Origin of the sequence: Haemophilus parainfluenzae (genome assembly GCF_900638025.1) — a bacterium.
Lineage (GTDB): Bacteria > Pseudomonadota > Gammaproteobacteria > Enterobacterales > Pasteurellaceae > Haemophilus_D > Haemophilus_D parainfluenzae_J.
Genome location: NZ_LR134481.1, coordinates 1452958 through 1478007, shown reverse-complemented (window position 1 = coordinate 1478007; position 25050 = coordinate 1452958). Strand labels below are relative to the sequence as shown.

The window sequence follows — 25050 nt, the reverse complement described above, 5'->3', positions numbered from 1 at the left end:
TAATACTAACTTATTAAAAAATCACGTATTTATTGAGGAATTGACATTTTGAATGAAAAAATAACAAAATTTTTTACTATTTTTTGAGATCTATCACAGTAATTTTTAATACTTTAGCTAGAATACTAGACAATCGACCATGTCTAGGAGGTGTAATATGTGGAAATCAATTTCTCAAGTCTTAGCTGATCAATTTGGTGCTTACTATAACATCAAAGAAAAAAACAAAGTTCCTGGTGGCGAAGTGAATGAAACTTGGCTTATTACGGATGGAATCCAACCTGTCTTTGTTAAAGTGAATGAACGGTCCTATCGTTCAATGTTTCGTGCAGAAGCTGACCAATTAAACCTACTAGGCAAAACCAATACAATCCGACTTCCGCAAGTGTATGGCGTAGGCTGTTCTCAAAACCATAGTTTCTTATTATTAGAGGCGCTTCCTATTACTCAGCAAACCAATGCTACGCCACATTTTGCTGAAGAATTAGCTAAACTCCATCAAGTATCTGGCACTAAAAACTATGGATTAGATTTTGATACTTGGCTTGGACCTGAGTATCAACCGAATAAATGGAATGGAAGTTGGGCAAAATTTTTTGCAGAACAACGTATTGGATGGCAATTACAACTTTGCAAAGACAAAGCTTTAGACTTTGGTGACATTGATTTAATTATTGAAAAGGTAAAACACAAACTTTCAAAACATAATCCCAAACCCTCTTTGTTACATGGTAACTTATGGATTGAAAATACTGCTGTTGTAGGTAACCAAACCTTTACTTATGATCCTGCTTGCTACTGGGGGGATAGAGAATGTGATTTAGCATTCAGTGAACTATTCCAACCTTTCTCGCCTGAATTCTATGAAATTTATGACCGCACTTTCCCGCTTGATAAAGAAGGTTTTGAAGAAAGAAAACACCTTTACCAGCTCTATTATTTACTAAATTTCAGCCATCGTTTTAATGGAAGTTATATCAATTTAACTACTAAGCTAATTGAAGAACTTTTACTTGAATAATTTCTTAAACATAAAATAAAAAAGAGCGTAATTTTTATTACGCTCTTTTTGTCTTCTCTATCTAATTATTTTTGATAAAGAGGTGCTGGACCTTGAGTTCCACCGTTAGTTTGACCACCTTCTTGTAATTTTAATACAGAACCAGAAGCAGTGATTTCTACACGACGGTTTGGACGTAAACAGTCTTTCTCAGCTTTACTTGCGTGTTTGTAACCATTACAAGCTTTAACTTGTGGTACCTTACCGTAACCAACAGCTGTAATTTCAGATGTTACGCCATCTTGAATTAAACGAGCTTTAACACGGTTTGCACGACGTTGAGAAAGATCTAAGTTGTAAGCATCAGAACCTAAACGGTCAGTATAACCTGTAACTTTAACTTCTTTAGCGCCAGTTTCTTTTAATTGTGTTGCAACGTTATCTAAAACTTCTTTACCACGTGGAGTTAAAATATCTTTATCGAAGTCGAATAAGAAATCACCACTTAAAGTAAATGTTGAGTTTCCGTTACAACCGTTTGGATACCAGAAGAAACTTTGAGCATTATGGTTTTTGTCAAATAATACTTTATATTGACAAATTTTGTGAATACCATTCTCACGATAGTTGAATACATAATCCCATTCTTCAACACCAAATAATCCTTCAGAGAAATGAGGACGTCCAATTAAGCTGTATAATTGATCTTTATTCATGCCTCTTTCAATCATTCGAACATTATCCCAATTTGGCCATGAACCAAATTGACTACCGTCATGATTAAAAGTTGACTTATCAATTTTTGGCCATACCAATTGTGGTACTTTCTGACCATTAACTTCTTTATATTCTGGAGTACCAGCTTCTGTAACTTTGCTTAAGTTACCACAAGCAGCAACTGTCGCTACAGCTACTACAGATAATAAAATACGAGATAATTTCATTATTTAATTCTTCACCTTTAAATTGCCAAGACGTATTTCTTGTAACAAGGCTAACACAATAGCCTTATCTAAATCCTTATTTGAAACCTTAGAAAAGGTTTATGTGTATAGTAGTCATAAATATTTTTATTGTAAACTAGAACAGTAAAAAATATTTTCACATAAAATCATGCAAATCCTAGTTAAATTACTCTGTTAGTGGATGAAGTCTCGCCCAACTCTTGTTAAATTACGTCGAATAATTGCCTCAATACTCTCTTCAGCTTGTTTACCTATTTTTTGTAAAAGTTGCTTTTTCACTTTATATTTCAAAGAGATAACAGATTTATCTTTCATTTTTTCAAGAATAATATCATCACTGGTTGCTAACTCATCAACTAGCTGAAGCTCTAGAGCTTGCTGACCAAACCAATGCTCACCAGTCGCGACTTTATCTACATCTAAGTGCGGTCGATTTTGAGCCACAAATTGTTTGAATAATTGATGGGTTTCTTCAAGTTCTGCTTGGAATTTCTGTTTCCCTTTTTCGGTATTTTCACCTAATACTGTGACTGTACGTTTAAACTCCCCAGCAGTCATCACATCAACATCGACATCATGTTTTTTTAATAAACGATGAACATTAGGGATTTGCGCAACCACACCAATAGAACCGATGATTGCAAAAGGCGCAGAAACAATTTTATCTGCTACACAAGCCATCATATACCCACCACTTGCAGCGACCTTATCTACTGCAACCGTTAATTTAATACCTTTTTGTTTTAAGCGGGCTAACTGTGAAGCAGCCAAGCCATAACCATGAACAACACCGCCTGGGCTTTCTAGGCGTAGTAAGACTTCATCATCGGCTTTCGCCACATTAATAATCGCAGAAATTTCCTCACGAAGTGCGGTTGTTTCTGATGCAGAAATATCGCCTTTAAAATCTAGCACATAAACACAAGGCTTAGGTGACTCTTTCTCACCATTTTTTAATTTTGCTTTTAAAGCCTTTGCTTCTTGTTTTTTGGCTTTCCTCTCAGCTTTTTCCGATTGTTTAATCTCTTTCTCCGAAAGTTGAAAATCGCGTAAATGCTTAACTGTTTCCTTAAATTCTTCAGAAAGATCTGTCACAACTAATTCACCATGATGTGTTGCATTACGTTGCTTTGCAGAAATAATCATTGCTACGATAGCGGCAATTACAAGTAAAATCGTTAAAATCTCTAAAATAAAAATGCCATAGCCGGTCAAAATATCAGACCACATAGTTTTTCTCCTAAATAAAGTGAAGGAATTATTTTACTGTGCAAGCCAGATTTACACTAACTTTTTATGGAAAATTTTGCGATTTAAGGTAAACTAACGCAGTTTTATTGCCTAATTTATAATAAATTACAGAGGTTTATATGTCTAAAGTTGCATCTATTGTTGATGTATTACAAGGTAAAATCGCTATAGGCGAAAAAGTTACCGTACGCGGCTGGGTTCGTACTCGTCGAGATTCTAAAGCGGGCCTTTCTTTCCTTGCTGTTTACGATGGTTCTTGCTTTGACCCTATTCAAGCAATTGTTAATAACGATATTGAAAATTATGAAAGTGAAGTGTTACGCCTAACAACAGGTTGCTCTGTTATTGTAACCGGTACTATTGTTGAGTCACCAGCTGAAGGTCAAGCTGTTGAACTTCAAGCTGAAAAAGTAGAAGTAACTGGGTTTGTAGAAGATCCTGATACTTATCCGATGGCGGCAAAACGTCACTCAATTGAATACTTACGTGAAGTGGCACACTTACGTCCTCGTACCAATATTATCGGTGCAGTCGCACGTGTTCGTCACTGCTTAGCTCAAGCTATTCATCGCTTCTTCCATGAACAAGGTTTCTATTGGGTCGCTACTCCATTAATTACTGCATCAGATACTGAAGGGGCGGGTGAGATGTTCCGTGTTTCAACGCTTGATTTAGAAAATCTTCCTCGTGGTGAAGATGGTAAAGTCGATTTCAGTCAAGACTTCTTCGGTAAAGAATCATTTTTAACCGTTTCAGGTCAATTAAATGGTGAAACTTACGCGTGTGCATTAAGCAAAATCTATACTTTCGGTCCAACATTCCGTGCTGAAAATTCAAATACAACTCGTCACCTTGCAGAATTCTGGATGGTTGAACCTGAAGTCGCTTTTGCAACACTTGCTGACAATGCTAAATTAGCAGAAGACATGTTGAAATACGTGTTCCGTGCAGTACTTGCTGAGCGCAAAGATGACTTGAAATTCTTTGAAAAACATGTAGATAAAGATGTGATTACTCGTTTAGAAAACTTTGTAAACTCTGATTTTGCTCAAATCGACTATACCGATGCGATTGATGTATTATTAAAATCAGGTAAAAAATTCGAGTTCCCAGTATCTTGGGGTATCGATTTGTCTTCTGAACATGAACGTTTCTTAGCGGAAGAATATTTCAAATCACCTGTTGTTGTGAAAAACTATCCGAAAGATATTAAAGCCTTCTATATGCGTTTAAATGACGATGGTAAAACCGTTGCAGCAATGGATGTTCTCGCCCCAGGAATTGGTGAAATCATCGGTGGTTCTCAACGTGAAGAACGTTTAGAAATTTTAGATAAACGTATGGAAGAAATGGGCTTAAATCCTGAAGATTACTGGTGGTATCGTGATCTCCGCAAATACGGTACTGTACCACATTCAGGCTTTGGTCTTGGTTTTGAACGCTTAATCGTTTATGTAACAGGCGTACAAAATATTCGCGATGTGATTCCATTCCCTCGCGCACCAAGAAATGCAAATTTCTAAAAATATTGTTTAAATTGACCGCACTTTCTTTAAAGTGCGGTCATCATTTTAGGCGATAAATTTTATCCCTATTTTATTTATTGTGTTTGAATCAATCTTTCAAATACATCATATTAAGGAAAGTAGAAATGGACAAAATTAAACAACTCTTTGCAAACAACTACAGTTGGGCGCAAAGAATGAAAGAAGAAAATTCCACTTATTTTAAAGAACTTGCTGACCACCAAACCCCTCACTATCTCTGGATTGGTTGCTCTGATAGCCGCGTTCCAGCCGAAAAATTAACAAATCTTGAACCAGGCGAGTTATTTGTCCATCGTAATGTTGCCAATCAAGTTATTCATACAGATTTCAACTGTCTTTCGGTTGTGCAATATGCCGTTGATGTACTCAAAATTGAACATATTATTATTTGTGGGCACACAAATTGCGGAGGTATTAAAGCGGCTATGCAAGATAAAGATCTTGGATTAATCAATAACTGGTTACTCCATATTCGTGATATTTGGTTCAAGCATGGGCACCTATTGGGTAACCTTTCTGCAGAAAAACGTGCAGACATGCTAACTAAATTAAATGTAGCAGAACAAGTTTATAACCTAGGCCGTACATCTATCGTAAAAAGTGCTTGGGAACGAGGACAAAAGCTTTCGCTACATGGTTGGGTATATGATGTAAATGATGGTTTCCTAGTAGATCAAGGTGTAATAGCAACAAGTCGCGAAAGCCTTGAAATTTCTTATCGTAATGCCATTGCTCGTTTATCTAGTTTGGCAGAAAATGATATTCTGAAAAAAGAATATTCAGAAAATGAAGAATAAAAACAATGAGGTTAAAATTTAAAAAATTTTAACCTCACTCCACATTTAAAACTGCTATTTAACTAATTCTGTTTGCATGTACATTAAATGATCAATATCCGTTAAATAATGCCCTAACTCCTGAATTTCTGGTTTGTGAATATAAGGAATTTTTCCAAGCAACGGTGCATCAATTTGTGATTCTAGGACACCTATAATTTCTTTATAATGACCTAAGCCTGGATTAATACGATTAGCAACCCAACCTAATAAAGGGACGCCAAGCTGTTTAATCACTCTTGCTGTAAGTAATGCGTGGTTTATACATCCTTCTTTAATTCCAACAACTAATAAAACTGGCATTTTATGTGTAACAATCCAATCTGCAAAACTTTTATTTTCAGCCATTGGTGTGAGTAAGCCAAATGAACCTTCAACTACAACAGATTGATATTTTTTGATTAATTTTGTTAACGCCTGATCTATCTTGCTTAATTTAATACGTGATTTATCTTGTGTTAACATAGGTAAAGAATGTAAAAAAGTATAACTATTCACCTCTTGATAAGATACTGGTTCATTTGTTGCATCCATCAAAGCTAACACATCTGAATTATTTTCAGCATCATAATCTGTTTGACTCTCATCAGACTGATTTTCAGTCAGATATATATTTTCCTCACAGCCACAAGCAATCGGCTTATAACCTACAATTCTCACACCTTTTGCTTGTAATGCTTGAATAATGGCACGACAAGCTGTAGTTTTTCCTACATTTGTATCTGTGCCAACCACAAAAAAACTACTCATTTTCACTCTCCTTTTTAAATCGGATTGAATTTTAAAGGCATTTTAAATAAAAAATATTGAGATAGCACAAACTTTAATAATTTTACTAAAAAATAACAATTTTATTTGATCTCACTCAAACTATAAAATAAACCATCATTCTGTTTTGGCATTTGAAGATAAAATCCTTGCTGAGTGATTTTTTCCATTACCTCGCTTTTATCAGCATGAACAAGCAGCTTGCTTCCTTTCAAATTAAATAGCATAAGAAACTGAGGCTTACCAAAACTTTGCATCAATACGTCTGGCACAGCTGAAAAATCATCTCGTTTCGAAATATAGAGATAGCAGCCTGGCTTACGTAAACTTTTATAAATTGCACATAACATTTTATTGCTCCAAAAGAAAAAACCTACCAGATAATCTCTGATAGGTTTTCATTTTACAAAAGTTTAATTATTTAGTCACAGCATCTTTCGTTTCAGCTGCTTTATCTGCTGCTGCATCTTTTGCTTCTACTGCTTTATTTGCCGCTGCATCTTTTACTTTTACAGCTTTATCAGCTACTGCATCTTTTGTTTCAGAAGCTGAATCTTTTGCTGCTTCCATTTTAGCAGACATTGCATCCTTTGCTTCAGCCGTTTTATCTGCTGCCGCATCTTTCATTTCAGAAGCTGAATCTTTTGCTGCTTCCATTTTAGAAGACATCGCATCTTTTACTTCAGCCATTTTATCTGCTGCCGCATCTTTCATTTCAGAAGCTGAATCTTTTGCTGCTTCCATTTTAGAAGACATCGCATCTTTTACTTCAGTCATTTTATCTGCTGCCGCATCTTTCATTTCAGAGGCTGAATCTTTTGCTGCTTCCATTTTAGAAGACATCGCATCTTTTACTTCAGTCATTTTATCTGCTGCTGCATCTTTCATTTTAGAAGCTGAATCTTTTGCTGCTTCCATTTTAGAAGACATCGCATCTTTTGCTTCAGCTGCTTTATCAGCCACTGCATCTTTTACTTCAACAGCTTTATTAGCCACCGCATTTTTTACTTCAACAGCTTTATCAGCAGCCGCATCTTTTACTTCAACAGCTTTATCTACTACTGCATCTTTAGCTTGTGTTGCCGCATCTTTTGTTGCTTCAACTTTTTGTTGTGCTTCTTCTTTATCGAAACAGCCTGTTACGGCTAAAGATGAACCTAATACTAATGCGGCTAATACTGATTTTTTCATTGTTATTCTCCATTTCATGGTTAAGGATTAATCCAAAGCTACATGCTTTGCGCTGATTAGTCTACACAAAAAAACTCAAAATAGAATATCTTCAAAAAAAATTTACATTTCTAAAGATATAGTTTTTTATAAAAATAACTATAACTCTATGAATTTAAAAAACTTATACACAAGTTCATTATAAAAATTTTATTTTTTGTAAAGATAAAAAATTACTTTTTTGTGTTTTTTTTAAACAGACAGGCTCAGTTAATTTGAATAATCCTTAATCATTGTTTTTACTTTTCAGTTACTTTGTTTACGTCTGCAGATTGATCTTTTGTTTCAGAATCTAGTTTTTACTTCCTCTGCTTTAGAGCATATGGCATCTTTTACTTCAGTCATTTTTCGGCAACATGTTTAACATGCTTAGCTACGACAATGACAGAATCTTAACTTGTACTACCGTGCTTACTATTACATCTTTTACAGCGTAAACTTTAGTAGACACCATATTTTTGCCTATGAAACCTAATCTTTTACTTTAGCAGCTTTATCTTCTACAGCTTCTTTTACTTCTGATACTTTGTCTTTAGCTTCATCTTTTAGCTCTGTTGCTTTATCAGCCGCGCCATCTTTTGCTTCAAAAACCGCATTCTTTACTTCTGCAACTTTATCTGCAAATGCATCTTTTAATTTAGCAACCTTGTCTAGCACTGTATCTTTTGCTTCAGAAACGTCCTCTTTTGCTTCTGATACTTTGTCTTCAGCTGTATCTTTTAGCTCTGCTACTTTATCTGTCGCTTCATCTTTTGCCGCTTCAGCTGCTTTTTTTACTTCTGATGCTTTATCTTCAGCCACATCTTTCACTTCAGCAGCTTTATCTTCCACTGCTTCTTTTGCTTCTGATGCTTTGTCTTTAGCTTCATCTTTTAGCTCTGTTGCTTTATCAGCTGCGCCATCTTTTGCTTCAAAAACCGCATTCTTTACTTCTGCAACTTTATCTGCAAATGCATCTTTTAATTTAGCGACCTTGTCTAGCACTGTATCTTTTGCTTCAGAAACGTCCTCTTTTGCTTCTGATACTTTGTCTTCAGCTGCATCTTTTAGCTCTGCTACTTTATCTGTCGCTTCATCCTTTGCCTCTGAAGCTGCTTTTTTTACTTCTGATGCTTTATCTTCAGCCGCATCTTTCACTTCAGCAGCTTTATCTTCCACTGCTTCTTTTGCTTCTGATGCTTTGTCTTTAGCTTCATCTTTTAGCTCTGTTGCTTTATCAGCTGCGCCATCTTTTGCTTCAAAAACCGCATTCTTTACTTCTGCAACTTTATCTGCAAATGCATCTTTTAATTTAGCAACCTTGTCTAGCACTGTATCTTTTGCTTCAGAAACGTCCTCTTTTGCTTCTGATACTTTGTCTTCAGCTGCATCTTTTAGCTCTGCTACTTTATCTGTCGCTTCATCCTTTGCCTCTGAAGCTGCTTTTTTTACTTCTGATGCTTTATCTTCAGCCGCATCTTTCACTTCAGCAGCTTTATCTTCCACTGCTTCTTTTGCTTCTGATGCTTTGTCTTTAGCTTCATCTTTTAGCTCTGTTGCTTTATCAGCTGCGCCATCTTTTGCTTCAAAAACCGCATTCTTTACTTCTGCAACTTTATCTGCAAATGCATCTTTTAATTTAGCGACCTTGTCTAGCACTGTATCTTTTGCTTCAGAAACGTCCTCTTTTGCTTCTGATACTTTGTCTTCAGCTGCATCTTTTAGCTCTGCTACTTTATCTGTCGCTTCATCCTTTGCCTCTGAAGCTGCTTTTTTTACTTCTGATGCTTTATCTTCAGCCGCATCTTTCACTTCAGCAGCTTTATCTTCCACTGCTTCTTTTGCTTCTGATGCTTTGTCTTTAGCTTCATCTTTTAGCTCTGTTGCTTTATCAGCTGCGCCATCTTTTGCTTCAAAAACCGCATTCTTTACTTCTGCAACTTTATCTGCAAATGCATCTTTTAATTTAGCGACCTTGTCTAGCACTGTATCTTTTGCTTCAGAAACGTCCTCTTTTGCTTCTGATACTTTGTCTTCAGCTGCATCTTTTAGCTCTGCTACTTTATCTGTCGCTTCATCCTTTGCCTCTGAAGCTGCTTTTTTTACTTCTGATGCTTTATCTTCAGCCGCATCTTTCACTTCAGCAGCTTTATCTTCCACTGCTTCTTTTGCTTCTGATGCGTTATTTGTTACAGTATCTTTAACATAGTTAGCTGCTGCAACTAATACATCTTTAACTTGTGTCGCAGCATTAACTGTCGTCTCTTTTACTTCAGTTACCGTATCTTCAATTTTATTATTCATAACTACTCTCCTAGCATGATTATAGTGGTTAATATAAAGCTATTCAAATATAGCTCCCCTCCAGTCTATCAAAAAAGAAAAAAGAATACACCCCAAAAACACATCTCTAGTAATTGAATTTTTTGCATTTATTAAAAAGCGAATCAAATAAAACTTATTTACCCTGCTCTCTTTAATCACTTTTAATCATGTTCTTTATAAGAATTGCAGGCTTCAATAATACCTTCTTCACCATTCCAGTCAATTTGAACAATCGTTGAAGGGTAAAAACTGATTGGATTTCGCTTGCCATAAAGCTCTGAAACAATGCTCCCTACTAAAGGTAAATGAGAAACGAGCAAAACACTTTCAACACCTTGTTTCTGTAAAACAGATAAATAATCTGCTACCAGCGTCGCATTCCCGTAAGGTGTAACTCCACTCCAAGTTTCAACATCATTAAGAATATTGTCTAACGCTAAATTGACGAGCTCAAACGTTTCTTGAGCACGAACATAAGGACTGACAATCACTTTCTGAACTGAAAGTGCGGTTGAATTTAGATGTGTTTTAAGCCATTGACCTTGTGATATTGATTGTTTACGTCCATAGCCGGTTAAACGCCGAGTCTCATCTGATGAAGACACAGCTTCAGCTTCCCCATGTCGCATAATAAAAACTTTCATCTATTTGCTTTCCTAAAAATAATAAAAGATAAATTTTATGATCAAAAATGGGGGCAAGCCCCCATTCAATTAATTCGCTTTTACTGCTTCTGCAATTTCTTCTGCGCATTGTTTTGCAAGTGCGCCGTCTTCACATTCCACCATTACGCGAATAAGTGGCTCTGTACCAGACTTACGCAGTAAAATTCGACCTTTACCTTCTAAGCGTTTTTCCACATCAGCAGCTACCACCTTTACCGCTTTGCTTTCTAATGGATTAGCCCCACCGGAAAAATGGACATTGATTAAAACTTGTGGAAATAATTTCACCGCACTAGCTAATTCGTTTAAAGATAAACGATGTTTAACCATTGCACTTAAGACTGCTAGAGACGCAATAATACCATCACCCGTCGTATTCTTATCTGCAATGATAATATGTCCAGAATTTTCTCCACCTAACGTCCAGTTATGCTCTACCATTTTTTCTAATACATAACGGTCGCCTACATTAGCCCGCACAAAAGGTACACCTAACATTTTTAAAGCAATCTCTAAGCTCATATTACTCATTAATGTCCCAACTACGCCACCTTTTAATTGACCTGAACGTAGAGCTTCACGAGCAATAATGAAAAGAATTTGGTCTCCATCGACTTTATTACCTAAGTGATCCACCATCATAATACGGTCACCATCACCATCATAAGCGAGACCAACATCCGCTTTAGTTTCAAGCACTTTTTCCTGTAACGCTTTTACATCAGTTGCGCCACATTTTTCATTGATATTAATCCCATTTGGCTCTGTACCTATTTCAATAACCTCTGCGCCTAATTCTCTTAATACGTTGGGCGCAATATGGTAAGTTGCACCATTTGCACAATCCACCACAATTTTATAACCTTCTAAATCAAGATGTGCCGGGAAAGTACTTTTACAAAATTCAATATAACGTCCTGCCGCATCATTTATACGGCTTGCTTTACCTAAATCAGCCGACTCCACACAGTCCATTGATTGCTCAAGCAATGCTTCAATAGCCTCCTCAATATGATCGGGTAGTTTGGTTCCTTGCGCAGAAAAGAATTTAATTCCATTATCATAATAAGGATTATGTGATGCAGAAATAACAATCCCTGCTTCAGCACGGAATGTACGCGTTAAATAAGCTATAGCAGGAGTTGGCATTGGACCAGTAAAGGCTGCCGATAAACCAGCTGCCGCTAAACCCGCTTCTAATGCAGATTCCAACATATAACCCGAAATACGAGTATCTTTCCCGATTAATACCGTGCGAGAACCTTGAGAGGCTAAAACTTTACCCGCTGCCCAACCTAATTTCAATGCGAAATCTGGCGTGATTGGATAAGTACCCACTTTACCACGCACGCCATCTGTACCAAAATATTTACGATTTGCCATGTTTATTCCTTAATAAATTTAAATAATTGATGTTGCAGAAATCATTTATTCTACAACATATAAAATCTGTTCTTACACTTGTTGTGTTGCTTGCCATACTTTCAAAGCATCTACCGTTGCTGCCACATCATGTACGCGCAAAATTGTTGCTCCATTTTGCACAGCAATTAGTGCGCCAGCTACACTTCCCACAACACGTTCAGTCACGGGTTTATCTAATACGGCACCAATCATCGATTTACGTGAAAGGCCTACTAAAATGGGATAACCACTTTCACAAAAGTGAGCTAACTGCTGTAAAAGTTTATAATTATGCTGCACGGTCTTACCAAAACCAAACCCCATATCCCAAATAATATTTTCTTTGGCAATTCCTGCCTCTAGACAAACTTGAGTCCGAGCTTCTAAAAACTGATAAACATCTTGAACCACATCATCATAATGCGGATTAGTCTGCATTGTGCGCGGCTGTCCTTGCATATGCATGATACAAGTTGGTAAATTCAACTGTCCTGCTATTTCGAGTGCACCGGGTTCACGTAAAGCACGAATATCATTGATTAAATCCATGCCAACCTTAGCTGCTTCTTGCATTACTATTGCTTTAGAGGTATCCACTGAAATCCAACAATCAAAACGTTTTTGCACCGCTTCAACAAGAGGTATTACTCGTTGCAACTCTTCAGTTTCAGACACTTCTTCTGCCATTGGTCGAGTTGATTCCCCGCCAATATCAATAATTGTTGCACCTTCTTTAAGCATTTTTTCAACTTGAAATAATGCCTTGTCTAGACTAAAAAACTGTCCGCTATCTGAAAATGAATCGGGCGTGAAATTCAAAATTCCCATAATTTGAGGAAATGATAAATCTAGACATTTGTTATTAGCATAAAGTTTCATAAAGTGCGGTCAATTTTTAAATCAAATTTGAAAGGTTAGATTATAACGGAATATAGTAATGAAAAGAATGAAATAATAAATAAAAAGCCTTCCCAATTAGGAAGGCTTTAATTTTATGCTTCAGGATCTTCTGAATGATTAACCGCATTTTCAGTTTTCTCTTCCTGCGGTTTTGCTGTTGGTTTTGTGTCTTTGTTATCTTCCCAACCTGATGGCGGGGTAACAGGTTCACGATTCATCAACTGTTTGATTTGTTCTTCTTCAATGGTTTCATATTTCACTAACGCATCTTTCATAGCATGAAGAATATCCATATTGTCGATCAAAATCTGTCTAGCTCTCGCATAGTTACGATTTACAATCGCACGTACTTCCTCATCAATCGCATGCGCCGTTTCATCTGACATATGTTTTGCTTTAGCCATTGAGCGCCCTAAGAACACTTCGCCTTCATCTTCGGTATAAAGAATTGGACCGAGTTTATCTGAGAAGCCCCATTGGGTCACCATATTACGTGCAATATTGGTTGCCACTTTAATATCGTTAGACGCACCGGTAGAAATATTTTCTTCACCGTAAATCAAATCTTCTGCTAAGCGTCCCGCATAAAGTGTTGAAAGTTTACTTTCTAATTGTTTTTGGCTGATACTAATTTGATCGCCTTCAGGCAAGAAGAAAGTCACACCTAATGCGCGGCCACGAGGAATAATCGTGACTTTATGTACAGGATCATGTTCAGGCACTAAGTAACCCACAATCGCATGACCCGCTTCATGGAACGCTGTCGATTCTTTTTGTTTATCCGTCATGATCATGGTACGACGCTCAGGTCCCATATTGATCTTATCTTTGGCTTTTTCAAACTCAAGCATCGATACAGTACGTTTATTGCTACGTGCAGCAAATAATGCCGCTTCATTAACCAAGTTCGCTAAATCCGCACCTGAATAACCTGGTGTACCACGAGCAAGTGTCATCGCATCAACATCACCAGCCACAGGAACTTTACGCATGTGAACTTTTAAAATTTGCTCACGACCTTTCACATCCGGTAAACCCACGACAACTTGACGGTCAAAACGACCTGGACGAGTTAATGCTGGATCAAGTACATCTGGACGGTTAGTTGCTGCAATAACAATTACACCTTCGTTACCACCGAAACCATCCATTTCAACTAACATCTGGTTAAGGGTTTGTTCACGCTCATCGTGTCCACCACCTAAACCAGCGCCACGTTGGCGACCTACCGCATCGATTTCATCAATAAAGATGAGGCAAGGTGCGTTTTTCTTCGCTTGCTCGAACATATCACGTACACGAGAAGCACCAACCCCTACAAACATCTCCACAAAGTCAGAACCTGAAATGGTAAAGAAAGGCACTTTTGCTTCACCCGCAATAGCTTTCGCTAATAAGGTTTTACCTGTACCTGGAGGACCTACCATTAAAATCCCTTTTGGAATTTTACCACCAAGGTTTTGGAATTTTTTCGGTTCACGCAAGAAATCAACTACTTCACCGACTTCTTCTTTTGCTTCATCACAACCTGCGACATCTGCAAAAGTGACTTTGATTTGGTCTTGGTTCAGCATTTTCGCGCGGCTTTTACCAAAGCTCATGGCTTTGCCACCACCACCTTGCATTTGTCGCATGAAGAAAATCCATACACCCACAAGGAATAGCATTGGGAACCAAGAAATCAAAATTTGTGATAATAAACTGCGTTTTTCAAAAGGCGTACCTTCGATTTTGACTTTTTTATTTAATAAGTCATCTAAGAGTTTTTTATCTTCCAACGGTGGCATAACGGTCATATATTTAGAACCGTCATTTTTGGTCACAGTGATTTCATTCGCATCAAAACGCGCTTCTTTCACTTGACTATTACTCACATCATACACAAAAGTTGTGTAATCTGTTGAGTCACTCACACCATTGGAGTTAAAACTTTGGTAAGCCGTCATCATGACAACTGCAACCACAACCCATAGAACTAGATTTTTGACCATATCGTTCAAGGTTTAACCTGCCTTTCTTAAGTTAATTAAAATAAAACGAGATACTATCTCATCCGTGACACAATGAAAAGCTATCAAAGCAATTATTCGCCTTTATAACCACTCGCTACAATATAAACTTCGCGAGAACGTCCACGAGAGGCCTCTGGTTTACGTACTTTTACAACACTAAACAGTGAACGAATTTCACGCAAATACTCATCGAAGCCTTCTCCCTGGAATACTTTGACCACAAAACTGCCTTTTTTCGCCAAAACTTGCTTACACATATCTAAGGCTAGCTCTACCAAATACATTGCGCGTGGAATATCAACCGATGGCATACCACTAAAATTGGGCGCCATATCAGACATCACTACATCAACTTTTGCTTCACCAACTCGTTCTAATAATGCATTCAGTACATTTTCATCACGAAAATCACCTTGCAAGAAATCTACACCGACAATTGGATTCATATCTAAAATATCACAAGCAATCACTCTGCCTTTTCCGCCAATCTGGCTCACAACGTATTGTGACCAACCGCCTGGTGCGGCACCAAGATCCACCACGGTCATTCCCGGTTTAAACAATTTATCCGTTTGTTGAATTTCATCTAACTTAAAGTAAGCACGCGAGCGTAATTTTTGTTTATGTGCTTTCTGAACAAACGGATCTTTAAAATGTTCGTTTAGCCAACGAGAAGAACTCGCCGAACGTTTTTTCTTTCCCATAATCTCTATCTTTTGTACTATTTTTTGTAGTAGTTTCGTCTATATTTGGGTACAATCTGCCAAATTCAAGACTAGACTTACCAAAAAGTGCTGAAAAACCACGTTTTTTCTGACCGCTCTTTTCGGTCTTTTTATGACTCATATTCATTTATTTAAAGGATTCCCTTATGATAATCTTATCAACAAAACAAAAACAATTTTTAAAAGGACTTGCTCATCACCTTAGCCCTGTCGTCATGCTTGGCGGTAACGGCTTAACTGAAGGTGTATTAGCCGAAATCGATAATGCATTAAATCATCACGAATTAATCAAAGTAAAAATTGCTGGTGCAGATCGCGAAACTAAACAGTTAATCATTGATGCAATTGTACGTGAAACACAATCATCTAATGTTCAAACAATCGGGCATATTTTGGTGCTCTATCGACCAAGCGAAGAAGGTAAAATCCAGCTACCTCGTAAATAATTGTTATCCCCTCGATTCGATTAGAGGGGATGTTTTTTTAGATGTAATTGACTTCAATAATCTCGAACTCAACCGTTCCACCTGGTGTGGTAATATTTACGGTATCATCCAACTCTTTTCCCACCAAGCCACGAGCAATCGGTGAATTCACAGAAATCAAACCTGATTTAATATCCGCCTCATCATCGCCCACGATTTGGTAAGTGACTTCTTCATCAGTATCCGTATTCATTAATACCACTGTCGCACCAAAAATCACTTTACCATTATTAGGCAATTTAGTGACATCAATAACCTGACAATTTGCAAGTTTCCCTTCAATTTCTTGAATGCGTCCCTCACAAAAACCTTGTTGCTCACGTGCAGCATGATATTCTGCATTTTCTTTTAAGTCACCATGCTCACGAGCCTCAGCAATCGCCTTAATAATTTCAGGACGACGCTCATTTTTTAAGAAATCTAATTCTTCGCGTAATAGATCTGCACCACGTACAGTCATTGGAATTTGCTTCATTCTTTTTCCTTGAAATTTGGTCAAAATAAAACCACGACAATGTTTTACAACTTTGCCGCAGTCAATGAAAAATAAAAAATGATTTACTCTATTGAATTCGAGGCTTATTATTATTCTTCTTGAGAAAAATAGCAACCAAAACAGAACTAAAAATGACTAAAAAATCTTCTATTTCGACCGCACTTAAGGCCGCATTTGTCACATTCGGATTTTCTTTTTCTTCTATGGCTAAAGTTGATGTGGCCTCTATCACCCACTATTTACCAGAAGGCGCGTCTGCCAGTATTATTGCTAAAAACCTCAATAACGATCAAATTATCGCAGATTACAATGGTTCAGCGTTTATGTTACCTGCTAGCACACAAAAAATCTTTACCGCTGTAGCAGCTAAATTAGTATTAGGTGATACCTTCCAGTTTGAGACTTCACTTTTAAGTAACGGAAAAATTCAGAATAATACCTTAGAAGATGATCTTGTTGTGCAATTTACTGGCGATCCTGATCTCACCAGTGGACAACTTTATACCCTACTCGCTAATTTAAAAAATCAAGGTATTCAGAAGATTAATGGCGATCTTGTGTTAGATACTTCTGTCTTTGCTAGCCACGACCGTGGGTTAGGTTGGATTTGGAACGATCTCACCATGTGCTTTAACTCCCCTCCTGCAGCAGCAAATATTGATAATAACTGTTTTTATGCAGAACTGGATGCAAATCAACCTGTGGGTGAAACAGTCAAAATTAATGTTCCTGCTCAATTCCCTATTCAAGTTTTCGGGCAAGTTTACATTGTGGATCAACAAGAGGCTGGTTATTGCCAGTTAGACGTCGTTGTTCACGACAATAATCGCTATCAAGTTAAAGGCTGTATTGCGCGTCAAGCAAAACCTTTTGGACTTAGTTTTGCAGTACAAGATCCGGATGCCTATGCAGCTGCCATTATTCAACATCAATTAAAACGTCTTGGTATCGAATTTACAGGTAAAGTGAAACAGCCTCAAAAACCGCAGCAAGGGCAAAAACTTGCACAACATTTATCTAAACCACTGCCTGAGTTATTGAAAAAAATGATGAAAAAATCAGATAACCAAATTGCAGATGCCCTATTCAGAGCAGTAGCCTACAATTACTATAAACGCCCGGCTTCATTTCAATTAGGTACATTGGCAGTTAAATCAGTATTACAAAAACAAGGCATTAAATTTGGCAACAGCATTTTAGCTGATGGTTCTGGCCTTTCTCGTCACAATTTGGTTGCACCGAAAACTATGCTGTCTGTGTTGGAGTACATCGCTAAAAATGAAGATACACTGCATTTAATGGAAACTTTCCCGATCGCAGGTGTAGATGGCACCATCAGCGGACGCGGCAGCTTAATTAATCCACCATTGGTTAAAAATGTCATTGCGAAAACAGGCTCATTAAAAGGCGTTTATAACCTTGCTGGTTTTATGACCAATGCTCAAGGTGAAAAACTGGCTTTCGTTCAATTTATCAATGGTTACTCCACTGGCGATTTAGAAAGTAAAACGAAACGCGCTCCACTTGTGCAATTTGAAAGTACACTTTATAACGATTTTTATAAAGACTAAAACACATAAAAAAATAACCGCACTTTAAATATATCAAGTGCGGTTATTTTTTTCTTCGTTTTAAATTAAAAAGAAAAAGCACCAAACTCTTCATCGAATTTGGTGCTTTATACTTTTAGACTGTTTTATCCTTCATTATGGATTTCGAGATTACTCGCATCTTTTTCACGTTTTTTCTTTGCTGAATCGTTACGTTGAAAAGCAATGTTATCGAGATATTCTGGCGTGATATCGCCCGTAATATATTCCCCAGTAAATACTGAACAATCAAAACCTTGAATTGCCGGGTTTTCTTGACGAACGGATTCTGTTAATGCTTCAAGATCTTGGAAGATCAATTTGTCCACTCCGATCAATTTCGCGATTTCTTCGACACTACGACCGCAGGCTATAAGCTCTTGTTTTGTTGGCATATCAATGCCGTACACATTCGGATAACGAATTTCTGGAGCAGCTGAAGCAAAGTAAATTTTCTTTGCGCCCGCAGCGCGAGCCATACATACAATTTGTTCTGATGTTGTTCCACGAACAATGGAATCATCAACCAACAATACATTTTTATCTTTAAATTCAGCTTTAATCGTATTGAGCTTACGGCGAACTGAGCTAATACGTTGTGCTTGCCCAGGCATAATAAACGTACGGCCAACATAGCGGTTTTTAACAAAGCCTTGACGATAAGGTTTGTCTAAAATTTTTGCAATCTGTAATGCAATATCAGTTGAAGTTTCAGGTACAGGAATTACGACATCAATGTTGTCTACTTCATCAGCCCATTCTTTTGCAATTTTTTTACCTAAATATTCGCCCATGTGAACACGTGCCGCATAAACAGATACACGATCTATCGTCGAATCTGGGCGAGCAAAATACACATATTCAAAAATGCACGGATTTAAGACCGCACTTTCGGCACATTGCTCAGCATAGAGTTTGCCATCAAAGGTCACATAAATGGCTTCACCTGGCGCAACATCACGGACAAATTCAAAACCTGCCACATCTAATGCAACACTTTCAGAAGCAAACATATATTCTACTGAGCCATTTTCTTCACGCTGACCTAATACCAATGGACGAATACCAAAAGGATCGCGAAATGCCACCATACCATGTCCAATAATCATGGCTAAGCATGCATAAGCACCACGGATATCTTTATGTGTGGCACGAACTGCATCAAAAATATCTTGTGGATCGAGGTGGTATTTATTAATTCTGTCTAGGTGGTTGGCGAGAATATTAAGAAGAAGTTCTGAATCGGAATTAGTATTCACATGGCGGCGGGCGTCTTTGAATAATTTATCTTTTAATTCGGCTGAATTGGTTAAGTTGCCATTGTGAACGAGGGTTAAACCATAAGGTGAGTTAACATAGAAAGGTTGAGCTTCTGATACACTTGAGCTACCTGCTGTTGGATAACGCACATGTCCTAACCCAGCATTGCCTTGTAAACGTAACATATGTTCTTGTCTGAACACATCGCTTACAAGGCCATTTGACTTACGTAAGCGAAAGCGGTTTTCATCATCGATTGTGACAATCCCCGCTGCATCTTGGCCTCGATGTTGTAATAAAGTTAATGCTGCATAAATGGATTCGTTAACCGCATTTTGGCTAACGATACCGACAATTCCACACATATTGACGACCTTATTGTTTAAAAGTAGAGTTTAAAAAACTCGAGCTTGCTTGTAGTTGTTGAAAAAACCATTCAATAATAAAACCAAAATGAGGAATCAATTTTGATTCTTTCCACCAATCGGTTTGTTCAAAGTTTGTGAAGGTATCTAGGAAAAATAAAATCGCTGCAACAATTAAAGCACCACGAATTAAGCCAAATGCCGCACCGAGCACACGATCAGTTCCTGTTAATCCTGTTTTATTCACTAATTGGCTAATTACATAATTAACAACACTACCCACAATTAAAGTTAACACAAACAAAATACCGATTGCAGCACCATTACGTACATAGTCGGAGCCGATTTGAGTAAGATAGGTAGCGAGATAAGGATAAAATTGGCTAGCAACAATAAATGCAATGACCCAACTCGCAAGAGACATCACCTCTCGCACAAATCCACGTAATAAACTCACGATAACAGAAAACGCAATAATACCAATGATAATATAATCAATCATTAAATAATCTCTCAATTAAAAAGGGCCGCCATTGCGACCGCAGTATTCTACATAAAAAAACACAAAAGGAAAACGTTTGCGTTAATAAAATTTAAAGCAATTGACTAGATTTCCTGCCAAAATGCTTTATCTAATTTTCGCTGCGCCTTTCGTAATACTTCTGCCAAGTGCTGATATGTCGGTTTATCTTGCACGGTTGGCAAACTTTCATGTTGTTTTCTCAAACGTTCACTAATCTCATAAAACCACTGAGAACTTTGCGGTTCTAAGGGTGATTTTGCTCGTTTCCCCAACCAATATAAACCTTGAAATGGCATCGCTAATGCACAAATTGCGGTCAAAATAGCAATCGAAAATGCAGTAAGATCTGCTTTGGCATAAAGTTGCTGCCAGACCACTGCAAATACTGCCATAAAAGGCATAAATTTTTGTGCAAATTTTGTGGCTTTAATAATGCGATTTTCCGGAAAAATCATGCCGAGTTTCGCTTCTAATGGCCACGTTTGCAAATAAACTTGCCCTTGTTTTAAGGTTGAAAAAAATGATGACATAAAAACATCCTTGAAAATAACCGCACTTATAATACTCTAGTTTAGGTTTAATTGTCATCCCTGACTAGAAATTGTTGAAATTTTCAACTTTTTTAAGAAAAGATTGTATTTTTACACTTGTGTTATTTTATTTTATTCGCCAAAAGGTGTATTCTATACCATGTTTGTGGTCCTTTCTTGTGAATGGATTTTTATTAACTTCAATAAAAAATAGGGTTCCTATGTCAAAACTTGTTCTCATCCTTAACTGTGGTAGTTCTTCATTAAAATTTGCAATCCTCGATCCTGCGACAGGTGACGAAAAATTATCAGGCTTAGCCGAAGCATTTTATCTTCCTGAAGCTCGTATCAAATGGAAACTTAACGGTGAAAAAGGTAGTGCAGATTTAGGTGCTGGAGCTGCGCACACTGAAGCTCTTAACTTCATCGCATCAAACATTATGACTGATGAGCTTAAAAACTCTATCACCTCTATTGGTCACCGTATCGTTCACGGTGGTGAGAAATACACCCAATCTGTTGTCGTAACAGACGAAGTGATTAAAGGTATTGAAGATGCAGCGCAATTCGCACCACTTCACAACCCGGCTCACTTAATTGGTATCCGTGAAGCATTCAAAACATTCCCACACTTAAAAGATAAGAACGTTGTCGTATTTGATACCGCATTCCACCAAACCATGCCTGAAGAAGCATTCTTGTATGCGCTTCCATACTCACTTTACAAAGAACATGGCGTACGTCGCTACGGTGCCCACGGTACCAGCCACTATTTCGTTTCTCGTGAAGTGGCTGAATACGTAGGCAAACCGGCAGATCAAGTAAACGCAATTATCTGTCATTTAGGTAATGGGGGTTCTGTTTCTGTGGTTCGTAACGGTAAATGTATCGATACATCTATGGGTTTAACTCCATTAGAAGGTTTAGTGATGGGTACACGTTGTGGTGACATCGACCCTGCAATCATTTTCTATCTATACAAAAACTTAGGCATGTCAATGGAGCAAATCGAAGAGACCCTAGTGAAAAAATCAGGTCTTTTAGGTTTAACTGAAGTAACGAGCGACTGTCGTTATGCAGAAGATAACTATGATGACGCATCTAAACCAGAAGCAAAACGTGCATTAAACGTTTACAGCTACCGTTTAGCAAAATACATCGGTGCATATATGGCTGTTTTAGGTGATGATCACTTAGATGCGATTGCATTTACGGGTGGTATCGGTGAAAACTCAGCTCACGTTCGTGAATTAGCGTTAGGTCACTTAAAATTATTTGGCATCAAATTAGACCAAGAACGTAATCTTGCTGCTCGCTTTGGCAAATCGGGCTTAATTACCGCTGATGATTCTGCATTCAAAGCAATCGTTCTTCCAACTAACGAAGAATTAGTCATTGCACAAGATACAGCACGTTTAGCGGGCTAATCAATTTTCTTCAGACCTGCTGAGAAATCAGCAGGTTTTTTTCATTCATTAAAAGGTATATCAAAATGACTAAAGCAGTTATTCTTATTCCAACTAGCGCAGATGCAAATTTAGCAGCAGCATTAGACGTAGCTAAAACAACAGGCGCCGTCGTATTCAATGCAGTAGAAGATGTAAAAGCCGCTCAAGCATTAATCGCAAATAATCAAAAAGACGTGTTATTAGAAAAAATTGTGGCTGATTTCCAAGCATTAAATGCAAATTTAGTGGTTGTTAAAGGTGTTCAACCTTCAGCTCAAGCGCCTTTTGCAAATAGCTTAAACTTCGCAATTGCACAAACCTTAGATGCACAAATTATCTTAGTGGCAAACAATGAAGAAGGCACATTAGTCGAAGCTGTTGCTTCAGAATTTGGCGGTGTGAACAACGCTGAAATCTTAGGTGTATTTAGTGCGCAAGCAGGCAAAATTAAAACCTTAGATGCTCAAGCACTAGCGAATGCAATCTCTGCACCACTTGCTCGAGAAGCGCGTATTTCTCCAGCTGCATTCCGTTTCAAATTAACCGATTTAGCTCGCAAAGCAGGTAAAACCATCGTATTACCAGAAGGTGATGAACCTCGTACTGTTAAAGCAGCAGCTATCTGTGCTGAACGTGGTATTGCAAAATCAGTGTTATTAGCGGATCCAGAATCCGTGAAAAAAGTTGCAGCAGAACAAGGCGTGACTTTAGGTGCTGACGTAACGATCATCAATCCAGCTGACGTACGCGAAAACTACGTTGCTCGTTTGGTTGAATTACGTAAATCTAAAGGTTTAACGGAAGAACAAGCGCGCGCGCAATTAGAAGACACCGTTGTATTAGGTACGATGATGTTAGAAGCGGGCGAAGTAGATGGTTTAGTCTCTGGTGCCGTTCACACCACTGCAAATACCATTCGTCCACCGATGCAAATCATCAAAACAGCACCAGGTAGCTCAATTATCTCGTCTGTATTCTTCATGTTATTACCAGACCAAGTATTAGTGTATGGTGACTGTGCAGTAAACCCAGAACCAACCGCTGAACAACTGGCTGAAATCGCAATCCAATCAGCTGAATCTGCAAAAGCATTTGGTTTAAATCCAAAAGTCGCAATGCTTTCTTACTCAACCGGTACTTCTGGTTCAGGCCAATCTGTAGAGAAAGTGAAAGAAGCAACGCGTATTGCACAAGAAAAACGTCCTGATTTATTAATCGATGGTCCATTACAATACGATGCGGCAGTAATGAAAGATGTAGCCGCTTCTAAAGCGCCAAACTCTAAAGTGGCTGGTCAAGCAAACGTCTTTGTATTCCCTGATATCAACGCAGGTAACATCGGCTATAAAGCAGTTCAACGTTCTGCTGATTTAGTGGCAGTAGGTCCAATGCTTCAAGGTATGCGTAAACCGGTTAATGACTTATCTCGTGGTGCATTAGTAGATGATATCGTCTACACCATCGCATTAACTGCGATCCAAGCAACTCAAGCTTAATTAAAGCCTTCGTTGTAAAACACTAAAGAAAATAACCGCGCTTTTGATGATTCAAAGTGCGGTTATTTTTAGGATCGTTTTTAATGGCTATTCTACAGATTTTAAGTATTCAACCAGCTTCAAGCCAATTTCTCTTCGCCACCCTAAAAGCAGATCGGGCTGTTTGGTCATATCTTCATTTTTTAGCCAAACCCATTTAATGAGATCTTCTAAATTTCGTTTACTCGCCAGAATATCAAGGGTTAATCCTTTTGGGGTCAGTTCATAAGCTTTTTCTTGTAACAATCGAATTGCCTTTTTATAACGAGGATCATCCACAATGCGCACTAAACGTGTAGGATAATCATAAGGTGAAATTCGACGGCTTTGTGCTAATAATTGAAGCATTTTTTTGCCACGTACACGCACTTCATTTTCAGATAATCCAAGCGCTAACATTTCTAATGTATTACGAGGATTATTTTTGGCTACTTTCCAAAGGTTGTCTGATTTCACCACATAAGAAAGAGCTAAGTTTCGTGACATTGCGGTTTCTTGTCGCCATTTTGCCAATAGCTGTAAACGCGCTAATTCGAGCGGATTCAATTTCCAAACATTCGGAATATCCAAATAAGCTTTGTCTGGATCGCGATCGTCTAATTTACTGGTTTTCGAAATCGCAAGCTGGCAATCATCAATTACCGCTTGAAACCAAGGAGATTCTGCTAATTCTATTTGCATTTTTTGATAGACTGGTAAGAGATACCATACATCCCCTGCAGCATATTGTAGCTGTACGGGAGAAAGCGGGCGTTTTAGCCAGTTTGTACGTGTTGCCCCTTTATCCATTTCAACGCCCAAATAATGCAACACAAGTTTAGCCAGGCCCGCTGAATTAGCAAAACCTAGGAAACGCGCCATGATTTGTGTATCCATCATAGGTTGTGGAAGCGCATCAAATTCTTGTAAGAAAACCAATAAATCTTCATTACAAGCATGCAAAATTTTTATTACCTCTTGATCATGTAATAATTCTACAAAAGGTGAAAAATCAGTAATCGATAAAGGATCGATCAATGAAACTCGTTCACTATCATAAAGTTGAATTAATCCTAATTTAGGATAATAGGTCGATACCCGCATAAATTCGGTATCTAAAGCGACCGCACTTTGCTGACGTGCTAACTGACAAACCTGAGCGAGCTCTTCATTATTTTGAATTAATGTAAACTGCGGTTGATTTTGGCATTCTTTTATCATTGTAATAGGATG

The 25050-nt window shown here is 37.8% G+C and carries 23 protein-coding genes and 1 pseudogene; 8 read left to right on the top strand and 16 right to left on the bottom strand.

What is annotated here, in order from left to right; translation table 11 throughout:
• Positions 1-157: 157 nt before the first annotated feature.
• On the top strand, positions 158-1021 hold the full coding sequence (locus EL215_RS07465; protein ID WP_126471210.1) for a fructosamine kinase family protein: 864 nt from the start codon (positions 158-160) through the stop codon (positions 1019-1021).
• A gap of 65 nt (positions 1022-1086) precedes the next feature.
• Here EL215_RS07465 and EL215_RS07460 read toward each other — a convergent pair whose 3' ends face one another.
• Together EL215_RS07460 and sohB are read right to left on the bottom strand one after the other, a co-directional pair.
• A complete protein-coding gene (locus EL215_RS07460) occupies positions 1087-1944 on the bottom strand; it encodes an OmpA family protein (RefSeq protein WP_049355793.1) in 858 nt (285 codons plus the stop codon).
• A 195-nt stretch (positions 1945-2139) separates the two neighbouring features.
• The gene (gene sohB, locus EL215_RS07455) at positions 2140-3195 is read right to left on the bottom strand and encodes a protease SohB (protein ID WP_126471208.1); all 1056 of its coding nucleotides are present in this window, start codon (positions 3193-3195) and stop codon (positions 2140-2142) included.
• A gap of 140 nt (positions 3196-3335) precedes the next feature.
• Between sohB and asnS the strand changes: the two genes are divergently transcribed.
• Both asnS and can read left to right on the top strand, forming a co-directional pair.
• Positions 3336-4739, top strand: coding sequence for an asparagine--tRNA ligase (gene asnS / locus EL215_RS07450; protein WP_054420411.1), 1404 nt, complete (start codon positions 3336-3338; stop codon positions 4737-4739).
• 128 nt (positions 4740-4867) lie between these two features.
• Positions 4868-5560 (top strand): carbonate dehydratase, encoded by a 693-nt coding sequence (gene can / locus EL215_RS07445; protein WP_126471206.1) that lies wholly within the window; start codon positions 4868-4870, stop codon positions 5558-5560.
• A gap of 54 nt (positions 5561-5614) precedes the next feature.
• Here the strand turns inward: can and bioD are convergent, their stop codons facing one another.
• The 9 genes from bioD to rlmE all read right to left on the bottom strand — a co-directional run bounded on the left by bioD (position 5615) and on the right by rlmE (position 15586).
• Positions 5615-6349, bottom strand: a complete 735-nt coding sequence (gene bioD / locus EL215_RS07440; RefSeq protein ID WP_164757068.1) for a dethiobiotin synthase — start codon at positions 6347-6349, stop codon at positions 5615-5617.
• 101 nt (positions 6350-6450) lie between these two features.
• A complete protein-coding gene (locus EL215_RS07435) occupies positions 6451-6717 on the bottom strand; it encodes a YcgL domain-containing protein (protein WP_126471202.1) in 267 nt (88 codons plus the stop codon).
• A 67-nt stretch (positions 6718-6784) separates the two neighbouring features.
• Positions 6785-7558 (bottom strand): hypothetical protein, encoded by a 774-nt coding sequence (locus EL215_RS07430; protein ID WP_126471200.1) that lies wholly within the window; start codon positions 7556-7558, stop codon positions 6785-6787.
• 510 nt (positions 7559-8068) lie between these two features.
• Positions 8069-9880, bottom strand: a complete 1812-nt coding sequence (locus tag EL215_RS07425; RefSeq protein WP_126471198.1) for an apolipoprotein A-IV repeat region-like domain-containing protein — start codon at positions 9878-9880, stop codon at positions 8069-8071.
• A gap of 182 nt (positions 9881-10062) precedes the next feature.
• Complete coding sequence (sixA, locus tag EL215_RS07420; protein ID WP_126471196.1) at positions 10063-10545, bottom strand: phosphohistidine phosphatase SixA; 483 nt, start codon at positions 10543-10545, stop codon at positions 10063-10065.
• Between the two features lie 69 nt (positions 10546-10614).
• Positions 10615-11949 carry a phosphoglucosamine mutase gene (gene glmM / locus EL215_RS07415; RefSeq protein WP_126471194.1) on the bottom strand — a complete coding sequence of 445 codons (1335 nt, stop codon included), beginning with the start codon at positions 11947-11949 and terminating at the stop codon, positions 10615-10617.
• Between the two features lie 72 nt (positions 11950-12021).
• Entirely contained in the window at positions 12022-12849 is an 828-nt protein-coding gene (gene folP / locus EL215_RS07410) for a dihydropteroate synthase (protein ID WP_126471193.1), read from the bottom strand.
• Between the two features lie 113 nt (positions 12850-12962).
• On the bottom strand, positions 12963-14861 hold the full coding sequence (ftsH, locus tag EL215_RS07405; RefSeq protein ID WP_126471192.1) for an ATP-dependent zinc metalloprotease FtsH: 1899 nt from the start codon (positions 14859-14861) through the stop codon (positions 12963-12965).
• Positions 14862-14953: 92 nt separating this feature from the next.
• Complete coding sequence (rlmE, locus tag EL215_RS07400; protein WP_005697532.1) at positions 14954-15586, bottom strand: 23S rRNA (uridine(2552)-2'-O)-methyltransferase RlmE; 633 nt, start codon at positions 15584-15586, stop codon at positions 14954-14956.
• Between the two features lie 167 nt (positions 15587-15753).
• On the opposite strand from rlmE, the gene yhbY reads away from it, so the two are divergent.
• Positions 15754-16053, top strand: a complete 300-nt coding sequence (gene yhbY, locus EL215_RS07395) for a ribosome assembly RNA-binding protein YhbY (RefSeq protein WP_049355878.1) — start codon at positions 15754-15756, stop codon at positions 16051-16053.
• Between the two features lie 37 nt (positions 16054-16090).
• Here the strand turns inward: yhbY and greA are convergent, their stop codons facing one another.
• Complete coding sequence (gene greA, locus EL215_RS07390; RefSeq protein WP_049355876.1) at positions 16091-16567, bottom strand: transcription elongation factor GreA; 477 nt, start codon at positions 16565-16567, stop codon at positions 16091-16093.
• Between the two features lie 152 nt (positions 16568-16719).
• On the opposite strand from greA, the gene dacB reads away from it, so the two are divergent.
• Positions 16720-18159 (top strand): serine-type D-Ala-D-Ala carboxypeptidase, encoded by a 1440-nt coding sequence (dacB, locus tag EL215_RS07385; RefSeq protein ID WP_126471191.1) that lies wholly within the window; start codon positions 16720-16722, stop codon positions 18157-18159.
• Between the two features lie 125 nt (positions 18160-18284).
• On the opposite strand, the gene purF is transcribed toward dacB, so the two are convergent.
• From purF to yfbV, 3 genes are all read right to left on the bottom strand, one after another.
• On the bottom strand, positions 18285-19802 hold the full coding sequence (gene purF / locus EL215_RS07380; protein ID WP_126471190.1) for an amidophosphoribosyltransferase: 1518 nt from the start codon (positions 19800-19802) through the stop codon (positions 18285-18287).
• A 10-nt stretch (positions 19803-19812) separates the two neighbouring features.
• Positions 19813-20304: a CvpA family protein gene (locus EL215_RS07375; protein ID WP_049355871.1), complete on the bottom strand. Its 492-nt coding sequence runs from the start codon at positions 20302-20304 to the stop codon at positions 19813-19815.
• Positions 20305-20408: 104 nt separating this feature from the next.
• On the bottom strand, positions 20409-20855 hold the full coding sequence (gene yfbV / locus EL215_RS07370) for a terminus macrodomain insulation protein YfbV (RefSeq protein WP_126471189.1): 447 nt from the start codon (positions 20853-20855) through the stop codon (positions 20409-20411).
• Positions 20856-21076: 221 nt separating this feature from the next.
• On the opposite strand from yfbV, the gene EL215_RS07365 reads away from it, so the two are divergent.
• The 3 genes and pseudogenes from EL215_RS07365 to pta all read left to right on the top strand — a co-directional run bounded on the left by EL215_RS07365 (position 21077) and on the right by pta (position 23799).
• Complete coding sequence (locus EL215_RS07365; protein WP_126471188.1) at positions 21077-22282, top strand: acetate kinase; 1206 nt, start codon at positions 21077-21079, stop codon at positions 22280-22282.
• A 65-nt stretch (positions 22283-22347) separates the two neighbouring features.
• Positions 22348-22674: pseudogene (locus EL215_RS10460) on the top strand (AAA family ATPase); the annotation flags it as partial.
• 27 nt (positions 22675-22701) lie between these two features.
• Positions 22702-23799 carry a phosphate acetyltransferase gene (gene pta, locus EL215_RS07360; protein WP_420026303.1) on the top strand — a complete coding sequence of 366 codons (1098 nt, stop codon included), beginning with the start codon at positions 22702-22704 and terminating at the stop codon, positions 23797-23799.
• 87 nt (positions 23800-23886) lie between these two features.
• On the opposite strand, the gene rnd is transcribed toward pta, so the two are convergent.
• A complete protein-coding gene (rnd, locus tag EL215_RS07355; RefSeq protein WP_126471186.1) occupies positions 23887-25038 on the bottom strand; it encodes a ribonuclease D in 1152 nt (383 codons plus the stop codon).
• Positions 25039-25050 lie beyond the last annotated feature (12 nt).

Excerpts from the sequence above, each read along its gene's own strand:
- EL215_RS07465 (WP_126471210.1), top strand. The coding sequence starts at position 158 with ATGTGGAAATCAATTTCTCAAGTCTTAGCTGATCAATTTGGTGCTTAC.
- EL215_RS07460 (WP_049355793.1), bottom strand. The coding sequence starts at position 1,944 with ATGAAATTATCTCGTATTTTATTATCTGTAGTAGCTGTAGCGACAGTT.
- sohB (WP_126471208.1), bottom strand. The coding sequence starts at position 3,195 with ATGTGGTCTGATATTTTGACCGGCTATGGCATTTTTATTTTAGAGATT.
- asnS (WP_054420411.1), top strand. The coding sequence starts at position 3,336 with ATGTCTAAAGTTGCATCTATTGTTGATGTATTACAAGGTAAAATCGCT.
- can (WP_126471206.1), top strand. The coding sequence starts at position 4,868 with ATGGACAAAATTAAACAACTCTTTGCAAACAACTACAGTTGGGCGCAA.
- bioD (WP_164757068.1), bottom strand. The coding sequence starts at position 6,349 with ATGAGTAGTTTTTTTGTGGTTGGCACAGATACAAATGTAGGAAAAACT.
- EL215_RS07435 (WP_126471202.1), bottom strand. The coding sequence starts at position 6,717 with ATGTTATGTGCAATTTATAAAAGTTTACGTAAGCCAGGCTGCTATCTC.
- EL215_RS07430 (WP_126471200.1), bottom strand. The coding sequence starts at position 7,558 with ATGAAAAAATCAGTATTAGCCGCATTAGTATTAGGTTCATCTTTAGCC.
- EL215_RS07425 (WP_126471198.1), bottom strand. The coding sequence starts at position 9,880 with ATGAATAATAAAATTGAAGATACGGTAACTGAAGTAAAAGAGACGACA.
- sixA (WP_126471196.1), bottom strand. The coding sequence starts at position 10,545 with ATGAAAGTTTTTATTATGCGACATGGGGAAGCTGAAGCTGTGTCTTCA.
- glmM (WP_126471194.1), bottom strand. The coding sequence starts at position 11,949 with ATGGCAAATCGTAAATATTTTGGTACAGATGGCGTGCGTGGTAAAGTG.
- folP (WP_126471193.1), bottom strand. The coding sequence starts at position 12,849 with ATGAAACTTTATGCTAATAACAAATGTCTAGATTTATCATTTCCTCAA.
- ftsH (WP_126471192.1), bottom strand. The coding sequence starts at position 14,861 with ATGGTCAAAAATCTAGTTCTATGGGTTGTGGTTGCAGTTGTCATGATG.
- rlmE (WP_005697532.1), bottom strand. The coding sequence starts at position 15,586 with ATGGGAAAGAAAAAACGTTCGGCGAGTTCTTCTCGTTGGCTAAACGAA.
- yhbY (WP_049355878.1), top strand. The coding sequence starts at position 15,754 with ATGATAATCTTATCAACAAAACAAAAACAATTTTTAAAAGGACTTGCT.
- greA (WP_049355876.1), bottom strand. The coding sequence starts at position 16,567 with ATGAAGCAAATTCCAATGACTGTACGTGGTGCAGATCTATTACGCGAA.
- dacB (WP_126471191.1), top strand. The coding sequence starts at position 16,720 with ATGACTAAAAAATCTTCTATTTCGACCGCACTTAAGGCCGCATTTGTC.
- purF (WP_126471190.1), bottom strand. The coding sequence starts at position 19,802 with ATGTGTGGAATTGTCGGTATCGTTAGCCAAAATGCGGTTAACGAATCC.
- EL215_RS07375 (WP_049355871.1), bottom strand. The coding sequence starts at position 20,304 with ATGATTGATTATATTATCATTGGTATTATTGCGTTTTCTGTTATCGTG.
- yfbV (WP_126471189.1), bottom strand. The coding sequence starts at position 20,855 with ATGTCATCATTTTTTTCAACCTTAAAACAAGGGCAAGTTTATTTGCAA.
- EL215_RS07365 (WP_126471188.1), top strand. The coding sequence starts at position 21,077 with ATGTCAAAACTTGTTCTCATCCTTAACTGTGGTAGTTCTTCATTAAAA.
- rnd (WP_126471186.1), bottom strand. The coding sequence starts at position 25,038 with ATGATAAAAGAATGCCAAAATCAACCGCAGTTTACATTAATTCAAAAT.